This is a genomic window from Kitasatospora xanthocidica (assembly GCF_014656195.1).
Lineage (GTDB): Bacteria > Actinomycetota > Actinomycetes > Streptomycetales > Streptomycetaceae > Kitasatospora > Kitasatospora xanthocidica.
Genome location: NZ_BNBY01000006.1, coordinates 53,938 through 71,428 on the forward strand (window position 1 = coordinate 53,938; position 17,491 = coordinate 71,428).

13 protein-coding genes are annotated in these 17,491 nt (G+C 70.9%); 3 read left to right on the forward strand and 10 right to left on the reverse strand.

Annotated elements, in window-relative coordinates; translation table 11 throughout:
* Nucleotides 1–177: 177 nt before the first annotated feature.
* Nucleotides 178–1,032, reverse strand: a complete 855-nt coding sequence (locus tag IE332_RS12610; RefSeq protein WP_189915916.1) for a hypothetical protein — start codon at nt 1,030–1,032, stop codon at nt 178–180.
* Between the two features lie 202 nt (nt 1,033–1,234).
* On the opposite strand from IE332_RS12610, the gene IE332_RS12615 reads away from it, so the two are divergent.
* On the forward strand, nt 1,235–2,158 hold the full coding sequence (locus IE332_RS12615; RefSeq protein WP_373313725.1) for an HhH-GPD family protein: 924 nt from the start codon (nt 1,235–1,237) through the stop codon (nt 2,156–2,158).
* 123 nt (nt 2,159–2,281) lie between these two features.
* Here the strand turns inward: IE332_RS12615 and IE332_RS12620 are convergent, their stop codons facing one another.
* Nucleotides 2,282–3,877, reverse strand: coding sequence for an MDR family MFS transporter (locus IE332_RS12620; RefSeq protein ID WP_189915917.1), 1,596 nt, complete (start codon nt 3,875–3,877; stop codon nt 2,282–2,284).
* A gap of 223 nt (nt 3,878–4,100) precedes the next feature.
* Here IE332_RS12620 and IE332_RS12625 point away from each other — a divergent pair, with 223 nt between their 5' ends.
* Complete coding sequence (locus IE332_RS12625; protein ID WP_189915918.1) at nt 4,101–4,841, forward strand: TetR/AcrR family transcriptional regulator; 741 nt, start codon at nt 4,101–4,103, stop codon at nt 4,839–4,841.
* 7 nt (nt 4,842–4,848) lie between these two features.
* On the opposite strand, the gene IE332_RS12630 is transcribed toward IE332_RS12625, so the two are convergent.
* A complete protein-coding gene (locus IE332_RS12630; RefSeq protein ID WP_229928559.1) occupies nt 4,849–5,763 on the reverse strand; it encodes a M23 family metallopeptidase in 915 nt (304 codons plus the stop codon).
* Between the two features lie 370 nt (nt 5,764–6,133).
* Between IE332_RS12630 and IE332_RS12635 the strand changes: the two genes are divergently transcribed.
* Nucleotides 6,134–7,321 carry a threonine aldolase family protein gene (locus tag IE332_RS12635; RefSeq protein WP_189915919.1) on the forward strand — a complete coding sequence of 396 codons (1,188 nt, stop codon included), beginning with the start codon at nt 6,134–6,136 and terminating at the stop codon, nt 7,319–7,321.
* Between the two features lie 93 nt (nt 7,322–7,414).
* Here the strand turns inward: IE332_RS12635 and IE332_RS12640 are convergent, their stop codons facing one another.
* The 7 genes from IE332_RS12640 to IE332_RS12670 all read right to left on the reverse strand — a co-directional run bounded on the left by IE332_RS12640 (nt 7,415) and on the right by IE332_RS12670 (nt 17,467).
* The gene (locus IE332_RS12640; RefSeq protein ID WP_189915920.1) at nt 7,415–9,760 is read right to left on the reverse strand and encodes an immune inhibitor A domain-containing protein; all 2,346 of its coding nucleotides are present in this window, start codon (nt 9,758–9,760) and stop codon (nt 7,415–7,417) included.
* Between the two features lie 343 nt (nt 9,761–10,103).
* Nucleotides 10,104–12,623, reverse strand: coding sequence for an ATP-dependent Clp protease ATP-binding subunit (locus IE332_RS12645; RefSeq protein ID WP_189915921.1), 2,520 nt, complete (start codon nt 12,621–12,623; stop codon nt 10,104–10,106).
* Between the two features lie 651 nt (nt 12,624–13,274).
* Nucleotides 13,275–13,625 (reverse strand): histone-like nucleoid-structuring protein Lsr2, encoded by a 351-nt coding sequence (locus tag IE332_RS12650; RefSeq protein ID WP_189915922.1) that lies wholly within the window; start codon nt 13,623–13,625, stop codon nt 13,275–13,277.
* Nucleotides 13,626–13,717: 92 nt separating this feature from the next.
* Nucleotides 13,718–14,254 carry an amino-acid N-acetyltransferase gene (locus tag IE332_RS12655; RefSeq protein ID WP_189915923.1) on the reverse strand — a complete coding sequence of 179 codons (537 nt, stop codon included), beginning with the start codon at nt 14,252–14,254 and terminating at the stop codon, nt 13,718–13,720.
* A 9-nt stretch (nt 14,255–14,263) separates the two neighbouring features.
* Nucleotides 14,264–14,716, reverse strand: a complete 453-nt coding sequence (locus IE332_RS12660; RefSeq protein WP_189915924.1) for a BlaI/MecI/CopY family transcriptional regulator — start codon at nt 14,714–14,716, stop codon at nt 14,264–14,266.
* A 298-nt stretch (nt 14,717–15,014) separates the two neighbouring features.
* Entirely contained in the window at nt 15,015–16,571 is a 1,557-nt protein-coding gene (lysX, locus tag IE332_RS12665; RefSeq protein WP_189915925.1) for a bifunctional lysylphosphatidylglycerol synthetase/lysine--tRNA ligase LysX, read from the reverse strand.
* Between the two features lie 137 nt (nt 16,572–16,708).
* Nucleotides 16,709–17,467: a hypothetical protein gene (locus tag IE332_RS12670; protein WP_189915926.1), complete on the reverse strand. Its 759-nt coding sequence runs from the start codon at nt 17,465–17,467 to the stop codon at nt 16,709–16,711.
* Between the last annotated feature and the right edge of the window lie 24 nt (nt 17,468–17,491).

The following is a 17,491-nucleotide window of genomic DNA, read 5'->3' on the forward strand; positions in this document are numbered from 1 at the left end:
GGCACCGAAAGGGCCGGCACTCCGAGAACCCCGGCACCCCCAGAACCCCGGCACCCCCAGAACCCCAGAACCCCGGCACCCCCCAGAACCCCCAGAACCCCGACCCCCGGCGCCCCGAGAACGCCGGAGCCCCCGGCCGCGCGCGGCCGGGGGCTCCGGAACGGGGATGAGCGTCCCTCAGTTGTCGAGCCGGATCGAGGCCCGCGCCGAGACCTTGTCCCCGGAGAGCCCGGTGAGTTCGGCGAGCACCACGTAGGTGCCGTTCGGCGGCGGGGTCTGGTCGGCGGTCGCGCACTGCGGCTTGCTGCGGCTGCGGTCCCAGGTGAAGGTCTCGGTCTGGCTGCCGCTCGCGGCCAGCTGGACCCAGATGCTGCCCTTCTCGCTGGGGCAGTCGCCGGAGGACCAGACCCGGTCGCCGTTGCTGGCGCTCACGGTGATCGCGGAGGCGATCCGGCCGAGGTCCACCCGGCAGTTGGCGCCGGAGGAGTTCTTGACCGTCAGGGCGAGCCGCGGCTTGTCCTTGGGCTGGAACGAGTTCTGGGTGCCGGCCAGCTCCAGGGCGACCTGCGAGGAGGCGCAGACCGGGAGGGCCATGACCTCCGCGGTGTTGAACGCCGGGGCGCCGCCGGAGCCGCCCGCCGCACCGCCACCGGTGCCGCCGGCCCCGCCGCCCGAGCCGCCGGTACCGCCCCCGGGGGCCGGGTTGGCGCCGCCGGTGCCGCCGCCGCTCAGGTTGACCTCGGTGCCGCCACCGCCGGCCACCGGGCCGCCGCCGGAGCCTCCGCCGCCGGGGCGCGCCGCGGGGCCGCTCGGCGAGGCGCCGGGCGTGATGGCTTGGGCGGGGGTCTGGGACTGGGACGGAACGGCCTGGGCGGCCTTGCTCTGTGAGCCGCCGTCACCCCCTCCGCCCTGATCGGTCATCAGCCAGGCGATCAGGGCGACGACCGCCGCGACGGCGGCGAGCACGACGACGCGCCGACGCCAGTAGATCGAGGCCGGCAGCGGTCCCACGGGTTGACGCAGAGAGGGCACGACCAAACTCTACGAGACTGTGTGTGGCGATTGACTCACCAACACCGCACAGTCGTCCCTTCCTTCACATGATCCGCCATTTGATCCGTTCGAGGGAGCCCCGAAGGGATGATTTCCGGTGAATCCTCCGGGTGGACCGGATCATCGAACTCCACTTCGGCCGGGGTGGCGGGCATGGGAGGATCGAAGGGCCATGACTGCCATCACCGCCACCGCCACACCCCCCGACGCCGGGGCCACCCGGCTGCCGATGCCCCTGCCGCTGTTCCACTCGACCGTCCTGGACTGGTACGAGGCGACCAAGCGGGACCTGCCCTGGCGCACCCCCGACGCGACGCCCTGGGCGGTCATGGTGAGCGAGTTCATGCTCCAGCAGACCCCCGTCAAGCGCGTGCTGCCCGCCTGGGAGGCCTGGCTGACCCGTTGGCCGACCCCGGCCGACCTGGCCGCCGACGCCCCCGGCGAGGCGGTCCGGATGTGGGGCCGGCTGGGCTACCCGCGCCGCGCGCTGCGGTTGCACGCGGCCGCCGTGGCGATCACCGAGGAGCACGGCGGCGAGGTCCCGGACGACCACACCACGCTGCTCTCGCTGCCCGGGGTGGGGGAGTACACTGCGGCCGCGGTCGCCTCCTTCGCCTTCCGCCAGCGGCACGTGGTGCTGGACACCAACGTCCGCCGGGTCTTCGCCCGCGCGGTGACCGGTGTGGAGTACCCGGCGCAGGCCACCACGGCCGCCGAGCGCCGCACCGCCACCGCCCTGCTGCCCGACGACGCCGAGACCGCCGCCACCTGGGCGGTCGGCGTGATGGAGCTGGGCGCGCTGGTCTGCACCGCGCGCGGCCCGGAGTGCGGGGAGTGCCCGCTGTTCACCGGCTGCGCCTGGCAGCGGGCCGGCCGTCCGCCGTACGAGGGCCCGGCCCGGCGCGGGCAGTCCTACGAGGGGACGGACCGCCAGGTGCGCGGCAAGCTGCTGGCGGTGCTGCGCGAGGCGCACGGCGAGGTCGGGCAGGCCCGGCTGGACGCGGTCTGGCCGGACGCGGTGCAGCGGGCCAGGGCCCTGGACGGCCTGGTGGCGGACGGCCTGGTCGAGCCGGTCGAGCAGGGCGTCTACCGCCTGCCCCAGTAGACACGACGGCGCCTCAGCGAACACGAGGGCGCCTCAGCAGGCACGACAACGCCCCAGCGGACACGACAACGCCCCCGGGAGGTCCACTCCCGGGGGCGCCGTCGTACGTGCGGGGCGGGACCGTCAGACGGCCGCCGCCTCCAGCGAGGCCTCGGCCGACTTCTCGTCCTTGCCGGCCCCGCGCAGCGGCACCTCGCGCAGGAAGAGCGCGGCGGCGATCGCGATCACTGCCACCCCGGCGCCCCAGAGGAAGACGGTGTGCATGCCGTTGGACACCGCGTGGTGGTAGGCGTCCTGGATGTTCTCGGGCAGCTTGCGCAGGGCGGCCGGGCTCATCTGGCCCGGGTCCTTGACCCCGCCGCCCGAGGCGGCCTGCTCGCCGAGCTTCTCCTTCATGGTGTCGGTCACCCGGTTGTTGAACAGCGCGCCGAACAGGGCGACACCGAAGGAGCCGCCGATGGTGCGGAACAGGGTGGCGGTGGAGCTGGCCACGCCCATGTCCTTGAGCTCGACGCTGTTCTGCGCGACCAGCATGGTGATCTGCATCAGGAAGCCCATGCCGGCGCCGAGCACGACCATCCAGCAGGCCGAGGTGAAGCTGCTGGTCCCGACGCCCATGGTGGAGAGCAGGACCATGCCGGCGGTCATCACGACGGTGCCGATGATCGGGTAGATCCGGTACTTGCCGGTCTTGGTGACCGCCTGGCCGACGACCAGCGAGACCACCAGCATGCCGAACATCATCGGCATCAGCAGCAGGCCGGAGTTGGTCGCCGAGGCACCCTGGACGATCTGCTGGTAGAGCGGCAGGAACACGGTCGAGCCGAACATCACGAAGCCGACGACGAAGCCGATGATCGAGACCAGGGTGAAGTTCAGGTTCTTGAACAGGGTCAGCGGGAGCATCGGCTCCTCGACCCGCTGCTCCACGTAGCAGAAGGCGATCAGCGAGGCGGCGGCGAGCGCGGCCAGGCCGAGGATCTGCTTGGAGCCCCAGGCGTACTGCTGGCCGCCCCAGGTGGTGATCAGCACGAGCGAGGTGATGCCGACGGTGAGCAGGACCGCGCCCAGGTAGTCGATCTTGGCGGTGCTGCGGACCTTGGGCAGCTTCAGGGTGACGATGACGACGGCGAGCGCGACCACGCCGAGCGGCAGGTTGATGTAGAAGGTCCAGTGCCAGCTCAGGTGGTCGGTGATGAAGCCGCCGACCAGCGGGCCGCCGATGGTGGCGAGGGCCATCACCGCGGCGAACATGCCCTGGTACTTGCCGCGGTCGCGCGGCGGGACCAGCGCGCCCATGATCGACATGACGCCGACCATCAGGCCGCCGGCGCCGAGGCCCTGGACGGCGCGGAAGCCGATCAGCTCGTTCATGTTCTGCGACAGGCCGGACAGCGCCGAGCCCACCAGGAAGATCACGATCGAGGTGAGGAAGGTGCCCTTGCGGCCGTACATGTCGCCGAGCTTGCCCCAGATCGGGGTGGAGGCGGCGGTGGCCAGGGTGTAGGCGGTGACCACCCAGGACAGGTGCTCGGCACCGCCCAGGTCGCCGACGATGGTGGGCATCGCGGTGCCGACGATCAGGTTGTCGAGCATGGCCAGCAGCATGGTGACGACCAGGCCGACCATCACGAGGCGGATCTCGCGGGGCGACCGCGGCTGCTCCTCCTCGGCCGTCTTGTCCTCCGGTACCGGGCCGGCGGTCTTGGACTGTGACATGAGGTGGGGTCTCCCGGAGGGGTGGTTCGGACGGAACGTCGGGCCGTGCGGCGGGTCACTTACTTGTCGCCCGGCTAGTTTATCGATCGTCGGCACGGTAAGTTGTTTCCTAGCCGGTCGTCAAGCCAGTTTTCGAACCGGCCACCTGGGCAGGGAGAATGGTGCCCGGGGCGGACGTCACCGGGCGTCCGCAGCAGTCAACGACGCAGTCATGAGGCAGGCCATGGCCACTCCGCACAGTCCCCGCAGCGACACCCGGGCTCGCATCATCGAGGTGTCGCTGGAGCTCTTCTCCGAGCAGGGCTACGAGCAGACCTCACTGCGCGAGATCGCCGACCGGCTGGGTGTGACCAAGGCCGCGCTCTACTACCACTTCAAGACCAAGGACGACATCGTCCTGGGCATCGTCGAGCGGATGGCCGCGCCGATCGACGAGACCATCGAGTGGGGCCGCGGGCAGTCCTGGAGCCCGGCCATGCGCGACGAGCTGATCCGCCGCTTCGCGGACGGGATGGCCGAGCGGGCCCCGCTGCTGCGCTTCTTCCACGAGAACCAGCCCGCGCTGCGCGAGTCCCCGGCCGGACTGGCCTTCCGGGACCGCATGATCACCATGATGCAGCTGGTGCACGGGCCGCAGGCGGACTTCCCGGACCGGCTGCGGGCCGCGATGGCGCTGTTCACCGTCCACTCGGCGATGTTCCTGCTCAAGCAGGACACCGCGGACGACGGCCACGCCGAGAACGTCTGGGGCGAGCCGCTGGACACGGCGGCCACGCTGGACGAGGCGATCGGGACGGCCCGGGACATCGCGCTGGAGATCGGCGGCCGGATCAGCCACCCGGCACCCCCGGCCGCACCCCCGGCACCCCCGGCCGCACCCCCGGCACCGCCCGCGGCCGCGCCGCCGGCACCCCCTGCGCCGCCCGTACCCGCACCGCCGGCCCCGGAGCCCGTCCGCCCCTGAGGGCCGGTCAGAAGTCCGTGACGCCGTGCGCCGCGAGGTACGCGACCGGGTTGATCACCGCGCCGTAGCTGTTGCTGGTGCGGATCTCGAAGTGCAGGTGCGGCCCGGTCGAGTTGCCGGTGCTCCCGGACAGCCCGATCCGCTGCCCGGCCGCCACCTGCTGGCCGGCCGAGACGGCGAGCGAGGACAGGTGCGCGTACTGCGCGAAGCGTCCGTCCGCGAGCCGCAGCACGACCTCCTTGCCGTACGCGCCGTCCCAGCCGGCCGACACCACGGTCGCGTTGCCGACCGCCAGCAGCGGCGTGCCCGGGGAGACCGCGAAGTCCACCCCGGTGTGGTACCCGGCCGCGTAGCTGCGGTTGGCCACCCCGTACGGGTTGCTGGTCGGCGCGTCCGGCACCGGCGCGGACCACTCGGGCGCGGGCGCCGGCTCCGGGGCGGGAGCGGGCGCCGCGGCGGGCTCGGGCCCGGCGGCCGGGGCGGGCGGCTCCAGCGGCAGCAGGTTGGCCGCCACGGCCGCGGAGTGCCGGGCCGAGTCGCCGTCCTCGGACAGCTTGTACGGGCTCGGCCCGGCCACCTGGACCAGCCCCGCCGCGGGCACCTCCGCCCGCGGCGCGGTGAAGGCCGAGCTGCCGGGCGTGGTGGGCAGCACGGTCTGCGCCGAGGCGGTGCCGGGGGCGACCACCAGCAGCACGCCGGCGAGCAGCGCCGCGGCCGCCCCGATCGAGCCCAGCGCGTGGTCGTGCTCGGCCCGCTGACGGCTGCCCGGCAGCGTGGTGTGCCTGGGCGTGCCGAGGGTGCGCAGCGGCGCGGCCTGGGTGCGGACGGCGTGGCCGAGCCGGGGCTGCCAGGCCGCCGCCTGGGCCGCCGCGCGGGCGGCGAGCCGGCGCAGGGCGGGCGGCACGGGCGGAACGGTGGACATCGGTGGCCATACCTCACGGGTCGGGTCGGAGCAGCACGAAGGGCCCGTTCGGGCGTCTGCTGAGCGGGGGACCACTCAGGTGTAACCGTCACCGAGCGGACTCCCAAACGGTGTGACGTACTACGGCGTGTAGTCAGTGCCGCGCCGGAGATTCAAGCCGATGGAGTAACGATCATGAGATCCGATCGTCCGTGCCCGCTCCGGGGGCGGTTCGCGGGCCGTCCGCGGGTCGTCCGGGCCCGGCTACTACCGCCCGTCGTACCGCGCCGCGGGCCTGTGACCAGCACCACGCGCGGCCGGGGTTTGACGGGCTCGAACGGCTTCCGTCCGCACCGCTGACCGGCCCGGCCCGCTGCGGGACCATCGACGCATGTATGGCAACAGGAGCCAAGACCCCGACGCCGCTGCCCGCCCGAGCCCGGCGGACCGCCGATTCGCCGCCCTCCGCGGCTGCGAACGCATCCTGTCCGGCGTCCGGCCGCAGAGCCTCCGGGAACGCCTCGCCGCGCTGGCCGACCCGCCGACGGAGGGGAAGGGGCCGGTCCCCGACCTGGACGCCCGTCCGGACCAGTACGGCGACGGCGTGGTCCACGCCCTGGAGCTGCGGGTCGCCGAGCTGCTGGGCACCGAGGAGGCGGCCTTCTTCCCGACCGGCACGATGGCCCAGCAGGTCGCCCTGCGGATCCACGCCGAGGCCGCCGGGCTGCGCACCGTCGCCACCCACCCGCTGGCCCACACCGACCGGCACGAGCGGCAGGCACTCGGCGTCCTGACCGGCCTGCGCACCCTCTGGCCGACCCAGGCGCCGCGTCACCCGACCGTCGGGGAGCTGCGCGCCCTGGGCGAGCCGTACGCCGCCCTGAGCCTCGAACTGCCGCTGCGGGACGCCGGCTTCGTGCTGCCCGAGTGGGCGGAGCTGCGGGCCCTGGCCTCGGTGGTGCGGGCGGAGCACGGTGCGGCCCTGCACCTGGACGGCGCCCGGATCTGGGAGTCCGCCGTCGCCCTCGGCCGCCCGCTGCCGGAGGTCGCCGCGCTGGCCGACTCGGTGTACGTCTCCTTCTACAAGACGCTCGGCGGGATCAGCGGCGCCGCGCTGGCCGGTCCGGCGGGCTTCGTCCGCACCGCCAGGGCCTGGCGGCACCGCTACGGCGGGCAGCTCTTCCAGCAATGGCCGTTCGCGCTGGCGGCGTGGTCCGGGCTGGAGCGCGAACTGCCGCTGCTGGAACGGTACGTGGCACACGCTCGGACGGTCGCCGAGGCGCTCGGCCGGGCCGTCGCCGCCGTCCCCGGCGCCCGGGTGCACCCGGCCCCGCCGCACACCCACCAGTTCCGGCTCTGGCTGCCCTACCCGGCCGAGGTGCTGGAGGAGGCCTCGCTGGCGCTGGCCGAGGAGACCGGGACCGGGCTGTTCGGCGCCTGGCGCGAGCGCGAGCTGCCGGGCCTGGCGATGACCGAGGTCACCGTCGCCTCGCCCGCCCTCGACTGGACCGCTGCCGACGTCGAGGCGGCCGCCGCCGCCTTCCTGGACCGGCTCGGGCCCACCGCCGAACGGGCCTGACAAAGCGTCCGGCCCGCCCCCGCGGTGCGGGGACGGGCCGGACGTGGAGTGGTTCAGATTCGCCTGGTCACAGGCTGATCGCTACGGGCTCGATCAGTTGTCGACCGGACGGACCCGGATCCAGGTCTCCAGGTAGTTCGAGGACTCGTTCTCGACCTCGATGCTGGTGCCGGTCTTCGGGACCTGGACGCTGCTGTACGGGTTGTCCTTGGTCCAGTAGTCCTTCAGGTCCGAGAACTCGTCGACGCCCTTGGACTTCGGGATGACGGTCTCGACGCCGGCCTTGTGCAGGGTCAGCGCGGGGACGCGGCGCGAGCCGAAGGTCGAGTCGGCGCCGTTGATGCGCGGACGCATCAGGGTGCCGTCGGACCACTTCAGCGGGGCCGGGTGCGAGTCGATCGGAAGGATCAGACCCTGGCCCGGGTGGGCGCTGACGTTGTTGTCGGTCTGCGACTCGTCCCAGTACCAGATCAGCAGACCGGGCTGGTAGGAGTAGTGCTCGACCCAGCCCGGCTTGTCGGCGAAGCCGAAGTTGTACGGGCCGGTCTTCAGGGTCTGGTCGAAGGACACGTACTGCCGGTTCTCCGCGATGTAGTACTGCGCGTAGTCCTTGGTGTACGAGCCGCCGAAGCGGGTGAAGCCGCTGGAGGCCCAGCCGTTGTCACCCTTCTCCACGTCGTCGCTGAACAGGGTGGCGCCGTCGGCGACCACCGCGATGTTGTCCAGCGCCAGGCCGCGGAAGTGCAGGCCGCCGTCGGTGGTGTTGTGGTAGCGGAACTGGATCTTCTGGCCCGCGAAGGCGTCCAGGTTGAACGACAGGTCGCCCCAGGCGGCGAGCTGGCCGTTCACGGCCGGGCGGCCGTTCTCCTTGGGCAGCGGGGCGCCGTTCCAGGTGCCGTCCACGACGGTCCAGGTCTTGCCACCGTCGGTGGAGACCTCGCCGAACGCGTAGTCGAAGTCCTGCTCCAGCTCGTACCAGGCCTTGGCGTTGATGCTGGCCTTGGCCTTGCCGGTCAGGTCGATCTCGCGGGTCAGCGTGACGTTGAGGTTGTCGGCGCTGCCGCTCCACCACTCACCGGTGCCCGCGAAGGGCTTGTTGATCTCGGTGGTGATGCTCTTCTTCGGCAGGTCGACGATCAGGGCCTGCGGCAGGTTGGAGTTGTACTCCGCCGGGCCGATGTGGTGCGTCGACTCGGTGCCCGCCTTGGCGTGGTCGGCCTTCAGCCAGCCCAGCTTGAACTTGCTCCAGGCGTCGAAGTCGTTCGGCATGTCGCCGATCGAGTTCTTGCCCTCGCCGAGCCAGGAGCCGGACGACATGATCGACCAGAAGCCGACCGAGTTGTCGACGCCCTTGCCGGCGGTGTCGTAGAGGTCCGGCAGACCGAGGTCGTGGCCGTACTCGTGCGCGAAGACGCCGAGGCCGCCGTTCTCCGGCTGCATCGTGTAGTCGCCGATCCAGAGGCCGGAGTTGCCGACCTGGACGCCACCGAGCTTGTTGCCCTCGGGGCCGGCGGTGCCGTTCAGGTTGCCGTAGACGTACGAGCGGTGCGCCCACAGGGCCTTGGTGCCCTGCTTGCCGCCACCGGCCGACTTGTCCTCACCGGCGTGCACGATCTGGAAGTGGTCGATGTACCCGTCGGGCTGGTTGAAGTTCCCGTCATGGTGCGAACCGTAGCGGTCCCACTTGTCGTACTGGGCCAGCGTCGCCTTGATCTGGGCGTCGGTCTGACCCTTGGCCAGCTGGTCCTTGTACCAGATGTCCACGGCGTCGCGGATCAGGTCCTGGGCGCTGGCGCAGACGTTGGAGCCGCAGTAGTCGGAGCCGTACCGGGCCTCGTTCCACGGGACGCGGACCCAGTCCTGGACCACACCGTCGACCGAGTAGCGGCCCGAGGACTGCTTCTCGTAGTAGGTCTTCAGCGAGGGCTTGTCCTTGCTGAAGTACAGGTCCTGGTAGTGCTGCTGGTTGTAGTCAGCCTGCCAGGCGGTCGAGTTGTTGGTGGCCGGGTCCGGCTGCGCGATCTCGTTGTGCTTCGGACCGGCCTCGCCGCCGTACTTGACCTTGCCGTCCGGCGTCTTGGTGGTGTTGTCCACCTGGTCGCCGAAGTCGACGAGGATGGTGAAGATCTTGTCCGTGCGCTCGCGGGCGAGCTCCACGTACTTGTCCTTGCCCAGCTTCACGCTGGTGCTGCCGTTGTGCTCCTCGACCTGAGCGGTGCCGGCGAGCAACTGGTCGGTGGCGGCCTTCTGCTCGGCCTCCACCTTCGCGGTCAGCGGGCCCGGGATGTTGTGCTCAGTGTTCTGGACGGCCTCGGCCGGGTCCTTCGGCGCGGGGGCCGAGCCGGCCGCGACGGCGGTGCCCGGGAACAGGCCCGCGCCGAGCGTGACTATGACCGCTGCGGCAGTGGCGACCGCAGCGGTTCTCCTGGTGTTCTTCAACGTTGTGACGTCCTCCCCGACCGGGGCCAGCTCATGGCCAAAGCCCGGCAAACCAAAATGAAAGACAGGTGGACGTCATTTGATACAAGCGTGCATAAAAAAGATAGACCTTGACCATGACATGGTCACGGCGCTATGCTCCGCGACTTCCCATCAGCTGACCATCTGTCAACCGTATGTTCGTTAAAGCTGTCTGAGAAATTGAGCGTGTCCGTACCAACCAGCGCGGAAGCCCGCCGTCCGAGCCCGTACGGGGACCTGCTTAGGCGGGGTGGAACGCACCGAGCCCCCGGCGCGGACGCCGGGGGCTCGGTTGCTGTGAAGTTGTCTGTTAAAAGTTGGGCTACTTCGTCAGGTCCGGGCCGGACGAGGCGACCTCGGCGGGGGTGTCCGCGACGGCGGACTTCTCCTCGCCGCGGAAGGTGAACTTGGCTTCCTTGCCCTCGCCCTCGACGTCGACGACGACGATGTGACCGGCCCGCAGCTCGCCGAAGAGGATCTTCTCGGAGAGGTGGTCCTCGATCTCGCGCTGGATGGTGCGGCGCAGCGGACGGGCACCCAGGATCGGGTCGTAGCCGCGCTTGGCCAGCAGCTTCTTGGCCTCGACGCTGAGCTCCAGGCCCATGTCCTTGTCCTTGAGCCGCTCGTCCACCTTGTCGATCATGAGGTCGACGATCTGGATGATGTCGTCCTCGGACAGCTGGTGGAACACCACGATGTCGTCGACGCGGTTCAGGAACTCGGGGCGGAAGTGCTGCTTGAGCTCCTCGCCGACCTTCGCCTTCATCCGCTCGTACCCGGTCTGGGTGTCACCCGTGGCCGCGAAGCCCAGGTTGAAGCCCTTGGAGATGTCCCGGGTGCCGAGGTTGGTCGTCATGATGATGACGGTGTTCTTGAAGTCGACCACGCGGCCCTGGGAGTCGGTCAGGCGACCGTCCTCCAGGATCTGCAGCAGCGAGTTGAAGATGTCCGGGTGGGCCTTCTCGACCTCGTCGAAGAGGACGACCGAGAACGGCTTGCGGCGGACCTTCTCGGTCAGCTGGCCGCCCTCCTCGTAGCCCACGTACCCGGGCGGGGAGCCGAACAGCCGGGAGACGGTGTGCTTCTCGGAGAACTCGGACATGTCGAGCGCGATCAGCGCGTCCTCGTCGCCGAAGAGGAACTCCGCCAGCGTCTTGGACAGCTCGGTCTTACCGACACCGGACGGGCCGGCGAAGATGAACGAACCGCCGGGGCGCTTCGGGTCCTTGAGGCCCGCACGGGTGCGCCGGATGGCCTGGGAGAGCGCCTTGATGGCGTCCTTCTGGCCGATGACGCGCTTGTGCAGCTCGTCCTCCATGCGCAGCAGGCGCGAGGTCTCCTCCTCGGTCAGCTTGAAGACCGGGATGCCGGTGGCGGTGGCCAGGACCTCGGCGATGAGCTCCTCGTTCACCTCCGCGACGACGTCCATGTCGCCGGCCTTCCACTCCTTCTCGCGCTTGGCCTTGGCCTGCAGGAGCTGCTTCTCGTCGTCGCGCAGGGACGCGGCCTTCTCGAAGTCCTGCGCGTCGATCGCGCTCTCCTTCTCGCGGCGCACGTCGGCGATCTTCTCGTCGAACTCGCGCAGGTCCGGCGGCGCGGTCATCCGGCGGATGCGCATTCGCGAGCCGGCCTCGTCGATCAGGTCGATCGCCTTGTCCGGCAGGAAGCGGTCCGAGATGTACCGGTCGGCCAGGGTGGCGGCGGCGACCAGGGCGGCGTCCGTGATGGAGACCCGGTGGTGGGCCTCGTAGCGGTCGCGCAGACCCTTGAGGATCTCGATGGTGTGCGGCAGCGAGGGCTCCGCGACCTGGATCGGCTGGAAGCGGCGCTCCAGCGCGGCGTCCTTCTCCAGGTGCTTGCGGTACTCGTCCAGGGTGGTGGCACCGATGGTCTGCAGCTCGCCGCGGGCCAGCATCGGCTTGAGGATGCTGGCGGCGTCGATGGCGCCCTCGGCGGCGCCCGCGCCGACCAGGGTGTGCAGCTCGTCGATGAACAGGATGATGTCGCCGCGGGTGCGGATCTCCTTGAGGACCTTCTTCAGGCGCTCCTCGAAGTCACCGCGGTAGCGCGAGCCGGCCACCAGGGCGCCCAGGTCCAGCGTGTAGAGCTGCTTGTCCTTGAGCGTCTCCGGGACCTCGCCCTTGACGATCGCCTGCGCCAGGCCCTCGACCACGGCGGTCTTGCCGACGCCGGGCTCACCGATCAGGACCGGGTTGTTCTTGGTGCGGCGGGACAGCACCTGCATGACCCGCTCGATCTCCTTCTCGCGCCCGATGACCGGGTCGAGCTTGGCCTCGCGGGCGGCCTGGGTGAGGTTGCGGCCGAACTGGTCCAGGACCAGCGAGGTCGACGGGGTGCCCTCGGCGGGCCCGCCGGCCGTGGCCGACTCCTTGCCGCCGCCGGTCTGGTAGCCGGAGAGCAGCTGGATGACCTGCTGGCGCACCCGGTTGAGGTCGGCGCCCAGCTTCACCAAGACCTGGGCGGCGACGCCCTCGCCCTCGCGGATCAGGCCGAGCAGGATGTGCTCGGTGCCGATGTAGTTGTGGCCGAGCTGCAGGGCCTCCCGGAGCGACAGCTCCAGGACCTTCTTCGCCCGGGGGGTGAAGGGGATGTGGCCGGACGGGGCCTGCTGCCCCTGGCCGATGATCTCCTCGACCTGCTGGCGAACGGCCTCAAGAGAAATCCCGAGGCTCTCCAGGGCCTTGGCGGCGACGCCCTCGCCCTCGTGGATCAGACCCAGGAGGATGTGCTCGGTGCCGATGTAGTTGTGGTTGAGCATCCGGGCTTCTTCCTGAGCCAGGACGACAACCCGCCGCGCGCGGTCGGTGAACCTCTCGAACATCGTTTATCGCTCCTCAGAGCGGTCGGGCAGTTCGGGGTCCGTCCCCGCCCTGTCCTTCCGCATGCTAGTCCCGCTCAGCGGCGCGGCCCACGGATTCACTCCCCGGTAGAGGAGCGAGATGCTGCGCGACCAGCCGACACCAATCCCAACCTGATGCTGGGAAACGGTGTTCCCACTGGTGGGCCGGATGCACCGGAATCCGCTACGCCATCGGCGAACAAGCGCCGCCGAGGCGCGGTCGGACCCTCTCCGACCGGTCGCGCATACTGCCCCTGGACGGGTCCGAGAACCCGTCCACCTGCATTCATACCCGGTATCGGGGCGGTTCTCGCGCAGTTTCCGCGGTGGCGGTGTTCGCCTGGCGAGAAGTCCGGCCGCGGTGACGGTGGTTCGACGGCGCCCGGGGTGGTCGGTACGCCACCCGGTGGTGTCCGCGTTACCGCTTCGCCCCTACAGCGTTGCACAGCTCGTGATTGTTCCGCCGCCCGAGCCCGCACCCCGGACACCCCCCGGTCCCGGTGGTGCCGTGGCGGTCCGGGCGAGCGCCGCGGGGCGCGGAGGAGACTCCTCCGCGCCCCGCGCGTGTGTCGTCGGCGCCGTGTGCGGCCGCCGGGGCCCCGCATCCGCTCCGGCGTGCCGGCGGCGCCGGGGTCAGGACGCGTTGGCCGCCTCGTAGGCCTCGCGGACACCGCTCGGCACCCGGCCGCGGTCGTTGACGTCCATGCCCTGCTCCTTGGCCCACGCGCGGATCTTCGCGGTGTCCGGAGCGCTGCCCGCGGTGCGCTGCGCCGGGCCGCGGCCCGGGCGGCGGGCGCCGGCCAGCCGGCCGCTCTGCTTGCGGCCCTTCTCCACGTACGGCGCCAGCAGGCCGCGGAGCTTGTCCGCGTTGGCGCTCTTCAGGTCGATCTCGTAGGCAACGCCGTCGAGAGCGAACGTCACCGTCTCGTCCGCCGAACCACCGTCGAGATCGTCTTCAAGAATGACCTGCACCCTCTGTGCCACGGGCTTCCCTTTCCGCTAAACGACCCATTGCCTAAGGAAAGGAAAGCGCCTTTCTCCGGAAAACACAAACCCTTGACCCCGGCGGGCGCCGCTCAGAGGTGCAGCAGCATGCGCGAGTTGCCCAGTGTGTTGGGCTTCACCCGCTCCAGGTCAAGGAACTCGGCGACGCCTTCGTCGTACGAGCGGAGGAGTTCTTCATAGACATCCGTAGCGATCGCCGCCGGGTCTGTCGTACCATCATCGGTTTCCTGGAGCTCGCCGATCTCGACGAAACCGTGTTTCGCGAAGAACGGGACCTCGAACGTCAAGCAGAAAATCCGACGGACGCCGAGCCAGCGCGCGGTCTGCACCAGCTTCTCCAGCAGCAGGTGTCCGATCCCGAAGCCCCGGCAGACCGGATCCACCGCGAGGGTCCGGACCTCGGCCAGGTCCTCCCACATGACGTGCAGTGCGCCACAGGCCACCACCGCGCCGTTGTCGTCGCGTTCCGCGACCCAGAACTCCTGGACGGATTCGAACAGTGTGACAGTGGGCTTGTCCAGCAGAATGCCGTCGCGCGAGTAGGCGTCGATGAGCCTGCGTACTGCCCGCACGTCCGTGGTCCGTGCGCGGCGGATGGTGACCTCCATGGCGGGACGTTATCGCGTCGTCCCCGGCGGGGTCTCCCCGGTATCGGGTGCCCCGGTATCCGGTCCCTCCGCGGCGGAATCCGGGCCGGCCGGATCGGGCGGGAACAGAGCCGCCACCCGCAACGCGTCCCGGAGCGCCTCGCGTTGCTCGGGCGACATCAGGCCGAAGAAGTGCACCAGGGCCGCCGCCGGATTGTCACTGGTGGCCCACGCGTCGTTCATCAGAGCCGCCGTGTACGCCTCACGCGAGGAGACCGGTTCATATCGATAGGCCCGGCCGGCCCGCTCGCGGCGCAGCCAGCCCTTTCTGTGGAGCTTGTCCAGGACGGTCATCACCGTGGTGTACGCGATTTCGCGTTCCGACCGCAGATCGAGGAGAACCTCGCGAACCGTCACCGGTCGGTTCCACTGCCACACCCGGGTCATGATGGCGTTCTCAAGTTCGCCGAGTTGCCGGACCATAGTGCGGCCAGGATAGGGAGTGAATGGGGCAAATCTTGTGAAGTGCGCCAAACCGGCGCGCCGCCACCCCCGGGAATCGGGAATGGCGGCGCTCCGGTCGTTCGGGGCGGCTGACGGCGTCAGTCGCGGGTCCGCTCGCGGGTCGTCCGGGCCGGGGCGTCCGGCCCCGGCGGATCAGTCGAAGTCTTCCTTCGCCTTCCGGCTCCCGCCCTGGCTGCGGACGATGGCCCGCACCAGGAACCCGAAGCCGATCGCCATGACCAGCGGCGGCACGATCGCGCTGACGTAGTCCATCAGGTCACTCCTCCTCGGTCTTCTCCGCCGTCGCGGCGGCAGCCTTCGGCTCCGGCTTCACCAGCGGGAAGAGCACCGTCTCCCGGATGTTCTTGCCGGTCAGCAGCATGATCAGGCGGTCCACGCCGAGGCCGAGGCCACCGGTCGGGGGCATCGCGTACTCCAGGGCGCGCAGGAAGTCCTCGTCCACCTGCATCGCCTCGACGTCGCCGCCGGCCGCCAGCAGCGACTGGGCGGTGAGGCGGGCGCGCTGCTCGACCGGGTCGACCAGCTCGGAGTAGGCGGTGCCGATCTCCGTGCCGAAGATCACCAGGTCCCACTTCTCGGCCACGCCCGGCACCGAGCGGTGCTGGCGGGTCAGCGGGGAGACCTCGGTCGGGTAGTCCTTGATGAAGGTCGGCCGGACGGCGTTCTCCTCCAGCAGGCGCTCGACCATCTCCAGCACGATCTGACCGTGGCCCCAGTCCTTCTCGAACGGGATGCCGTGCTCGGCGGCCAGCTTGCGCAGCTCCTCGACGGTGGTCTCCGGGGTGACCTCGACGCCCAGGTGCGCGGAGATGCCCGGGTAGACGCTGACCTCCGCCCACGGCTCGGCCAGGTCGATCTCGTGCTCGACGCCGTGCGCGTCGACGCCCTTGATCACCGTGGTGCCCAGCGCGTCCCGGGCCGCGTTGACGATCGTCTCGCGGATCAGCTCGGCCTGGGTGTCGTAGTCGCCGTAGGCCTCGTACGACTCCAGCGAGGTGAACTCCGGGTTGTGGGTGGAGTCCGCGCCCTCGTTGCGGAAGTTGCGGTTGATCTCGAAGACCTTCTCGGCGCCGCCGACCACCAGCCGCTTGAGGTACAGCTCGGGGGCGATGCGCATGTAGAGGTCGATGTCGTACGCGTTGATGTGCGTCTTGAACGGACGGGCGTTGGCGCCGCCGTGCACCGGCTGCAGCATCGGGGTCTCGACCTCGATGTAGCCGCGGTCCTCGTAGGTGCGGCGGATCGAGCGGACGACCTTGCTGCGCAGGTGCAGGATCTCGCGGGCCTCGGGGTTGACGATCAGGTCCACGTAGCGCTGGCGGACCCGGGCCTCCGGGTCGGTCAGGCCCTTGTGCTTGTCCGGCAGCGGGCGCAGGCACTTGGCGGTGAGCTCCCAGCGGTCCACCATGACCGACAGTTCGCCGCGCTTGGAGGTGATCACCTCGCCCTCGACGCCGACCTGGTCGCCGAGGTCGATGTCGGACTTCCAGGCCGCCAGGCGCTCGGGGCCCAGCTTGTCCAGGGAGAACATGACCTGCAGGTCGCCGGTGCCGTCGCGCAGGGTGGCGAAGCAGAGCTTGCCGCCGGTGCGGGAGAGGATCACGCGGCCGGTGATGCCGGCCCGCTCTCCGGTCGCGGTGTCCGGCTCCAGGTCCGGGTGCTTGGCACGCAGGTCCGCGATGGTGCTGGTGCGGGGGAATCCGACCGGGTACGGGTCGACGCCGGCCGCCCGGAGCCGGTCCAGCTTCTCGCGCCGGACGCGCATCTGCTCGGGAAGGTCGTCGGTCGCGGGAACAAGGCTCTGATCGCTCACCCCACAAGGGTAGCCAGCCACACACCGTGCTCCGTGACCGGATTGCGTGCGAGGGCACCGGAACGCGCCCGAGGCGGCCGGAACGCGCCGGAGGGGAGACCGCGGCGGCGGTCTCCCCTCCGGCGGGCCCGGGTCGCTCAGCCGGTCCCGGTGGCGAGCTCGATCTCCTCGGGGGCCTCCGCGGCCGGCGGGGCGGGCCGGGCCGGGGGCTTGGGACGGCGGCCGAAGAGCTCCGCGGGGGTGGGCATCCGGTGCGGGCGGGGCGGGGCCCCCGCGGCGGCGGGCTCGGCGGACTGCTCGGGGCGGGACTCCGGGCGGGACTCGGTGCTGCTCATGGTCCGTCCTCCTACAGGGGTGGGGTGACAGCTCGGGGGTGCGGCGGGGCTCGGCACGGCCACCAGGTGGCGCGGCTGGCCGGTGGTGAGGGCGAGGCGTTCGCGGACGGCCGCCTCGGCCAGCGCGTGGCAGCGCCCGGCCAGCCGCGAGCGGCGCGACCGTTCGCCCTGTCCGCAGGGCTGGCGGGTCAGGCCGCGCAGCGCGGTGAGGTCCTCGGGCCCGGGCAGATACCCGTCGGACACGGCCTCCTCCAGCCGCTGCAGGTAGCCGGGCGCGCTGCCGGGCAGGGCGGAGCGGTAGCGGCCGAGGTCGGCGAGCAGGAAGGCGCGCAACCGGCCGCCTTCCTGGACGGCCTCGTCGATCGCCTCGGTCAGGTACAGCGCGTCCTGGACGTCCTCCGCCCAGAGTTCGGCGCCCGGCCCGGCGAAGGCCGTCCGGTCGGGCCCCTGGAGGTGGACGGGGACGGCGGGGTGCAGGGCTTGGGCGAGGGCTCGGCGCAGCACGCGGACTTCGTCGGCGCTGAAGGCCATGCCGCCGCGCGATCCGTGTGGCGTAGGCATGGGCTGACACTACGTGAGGAATAT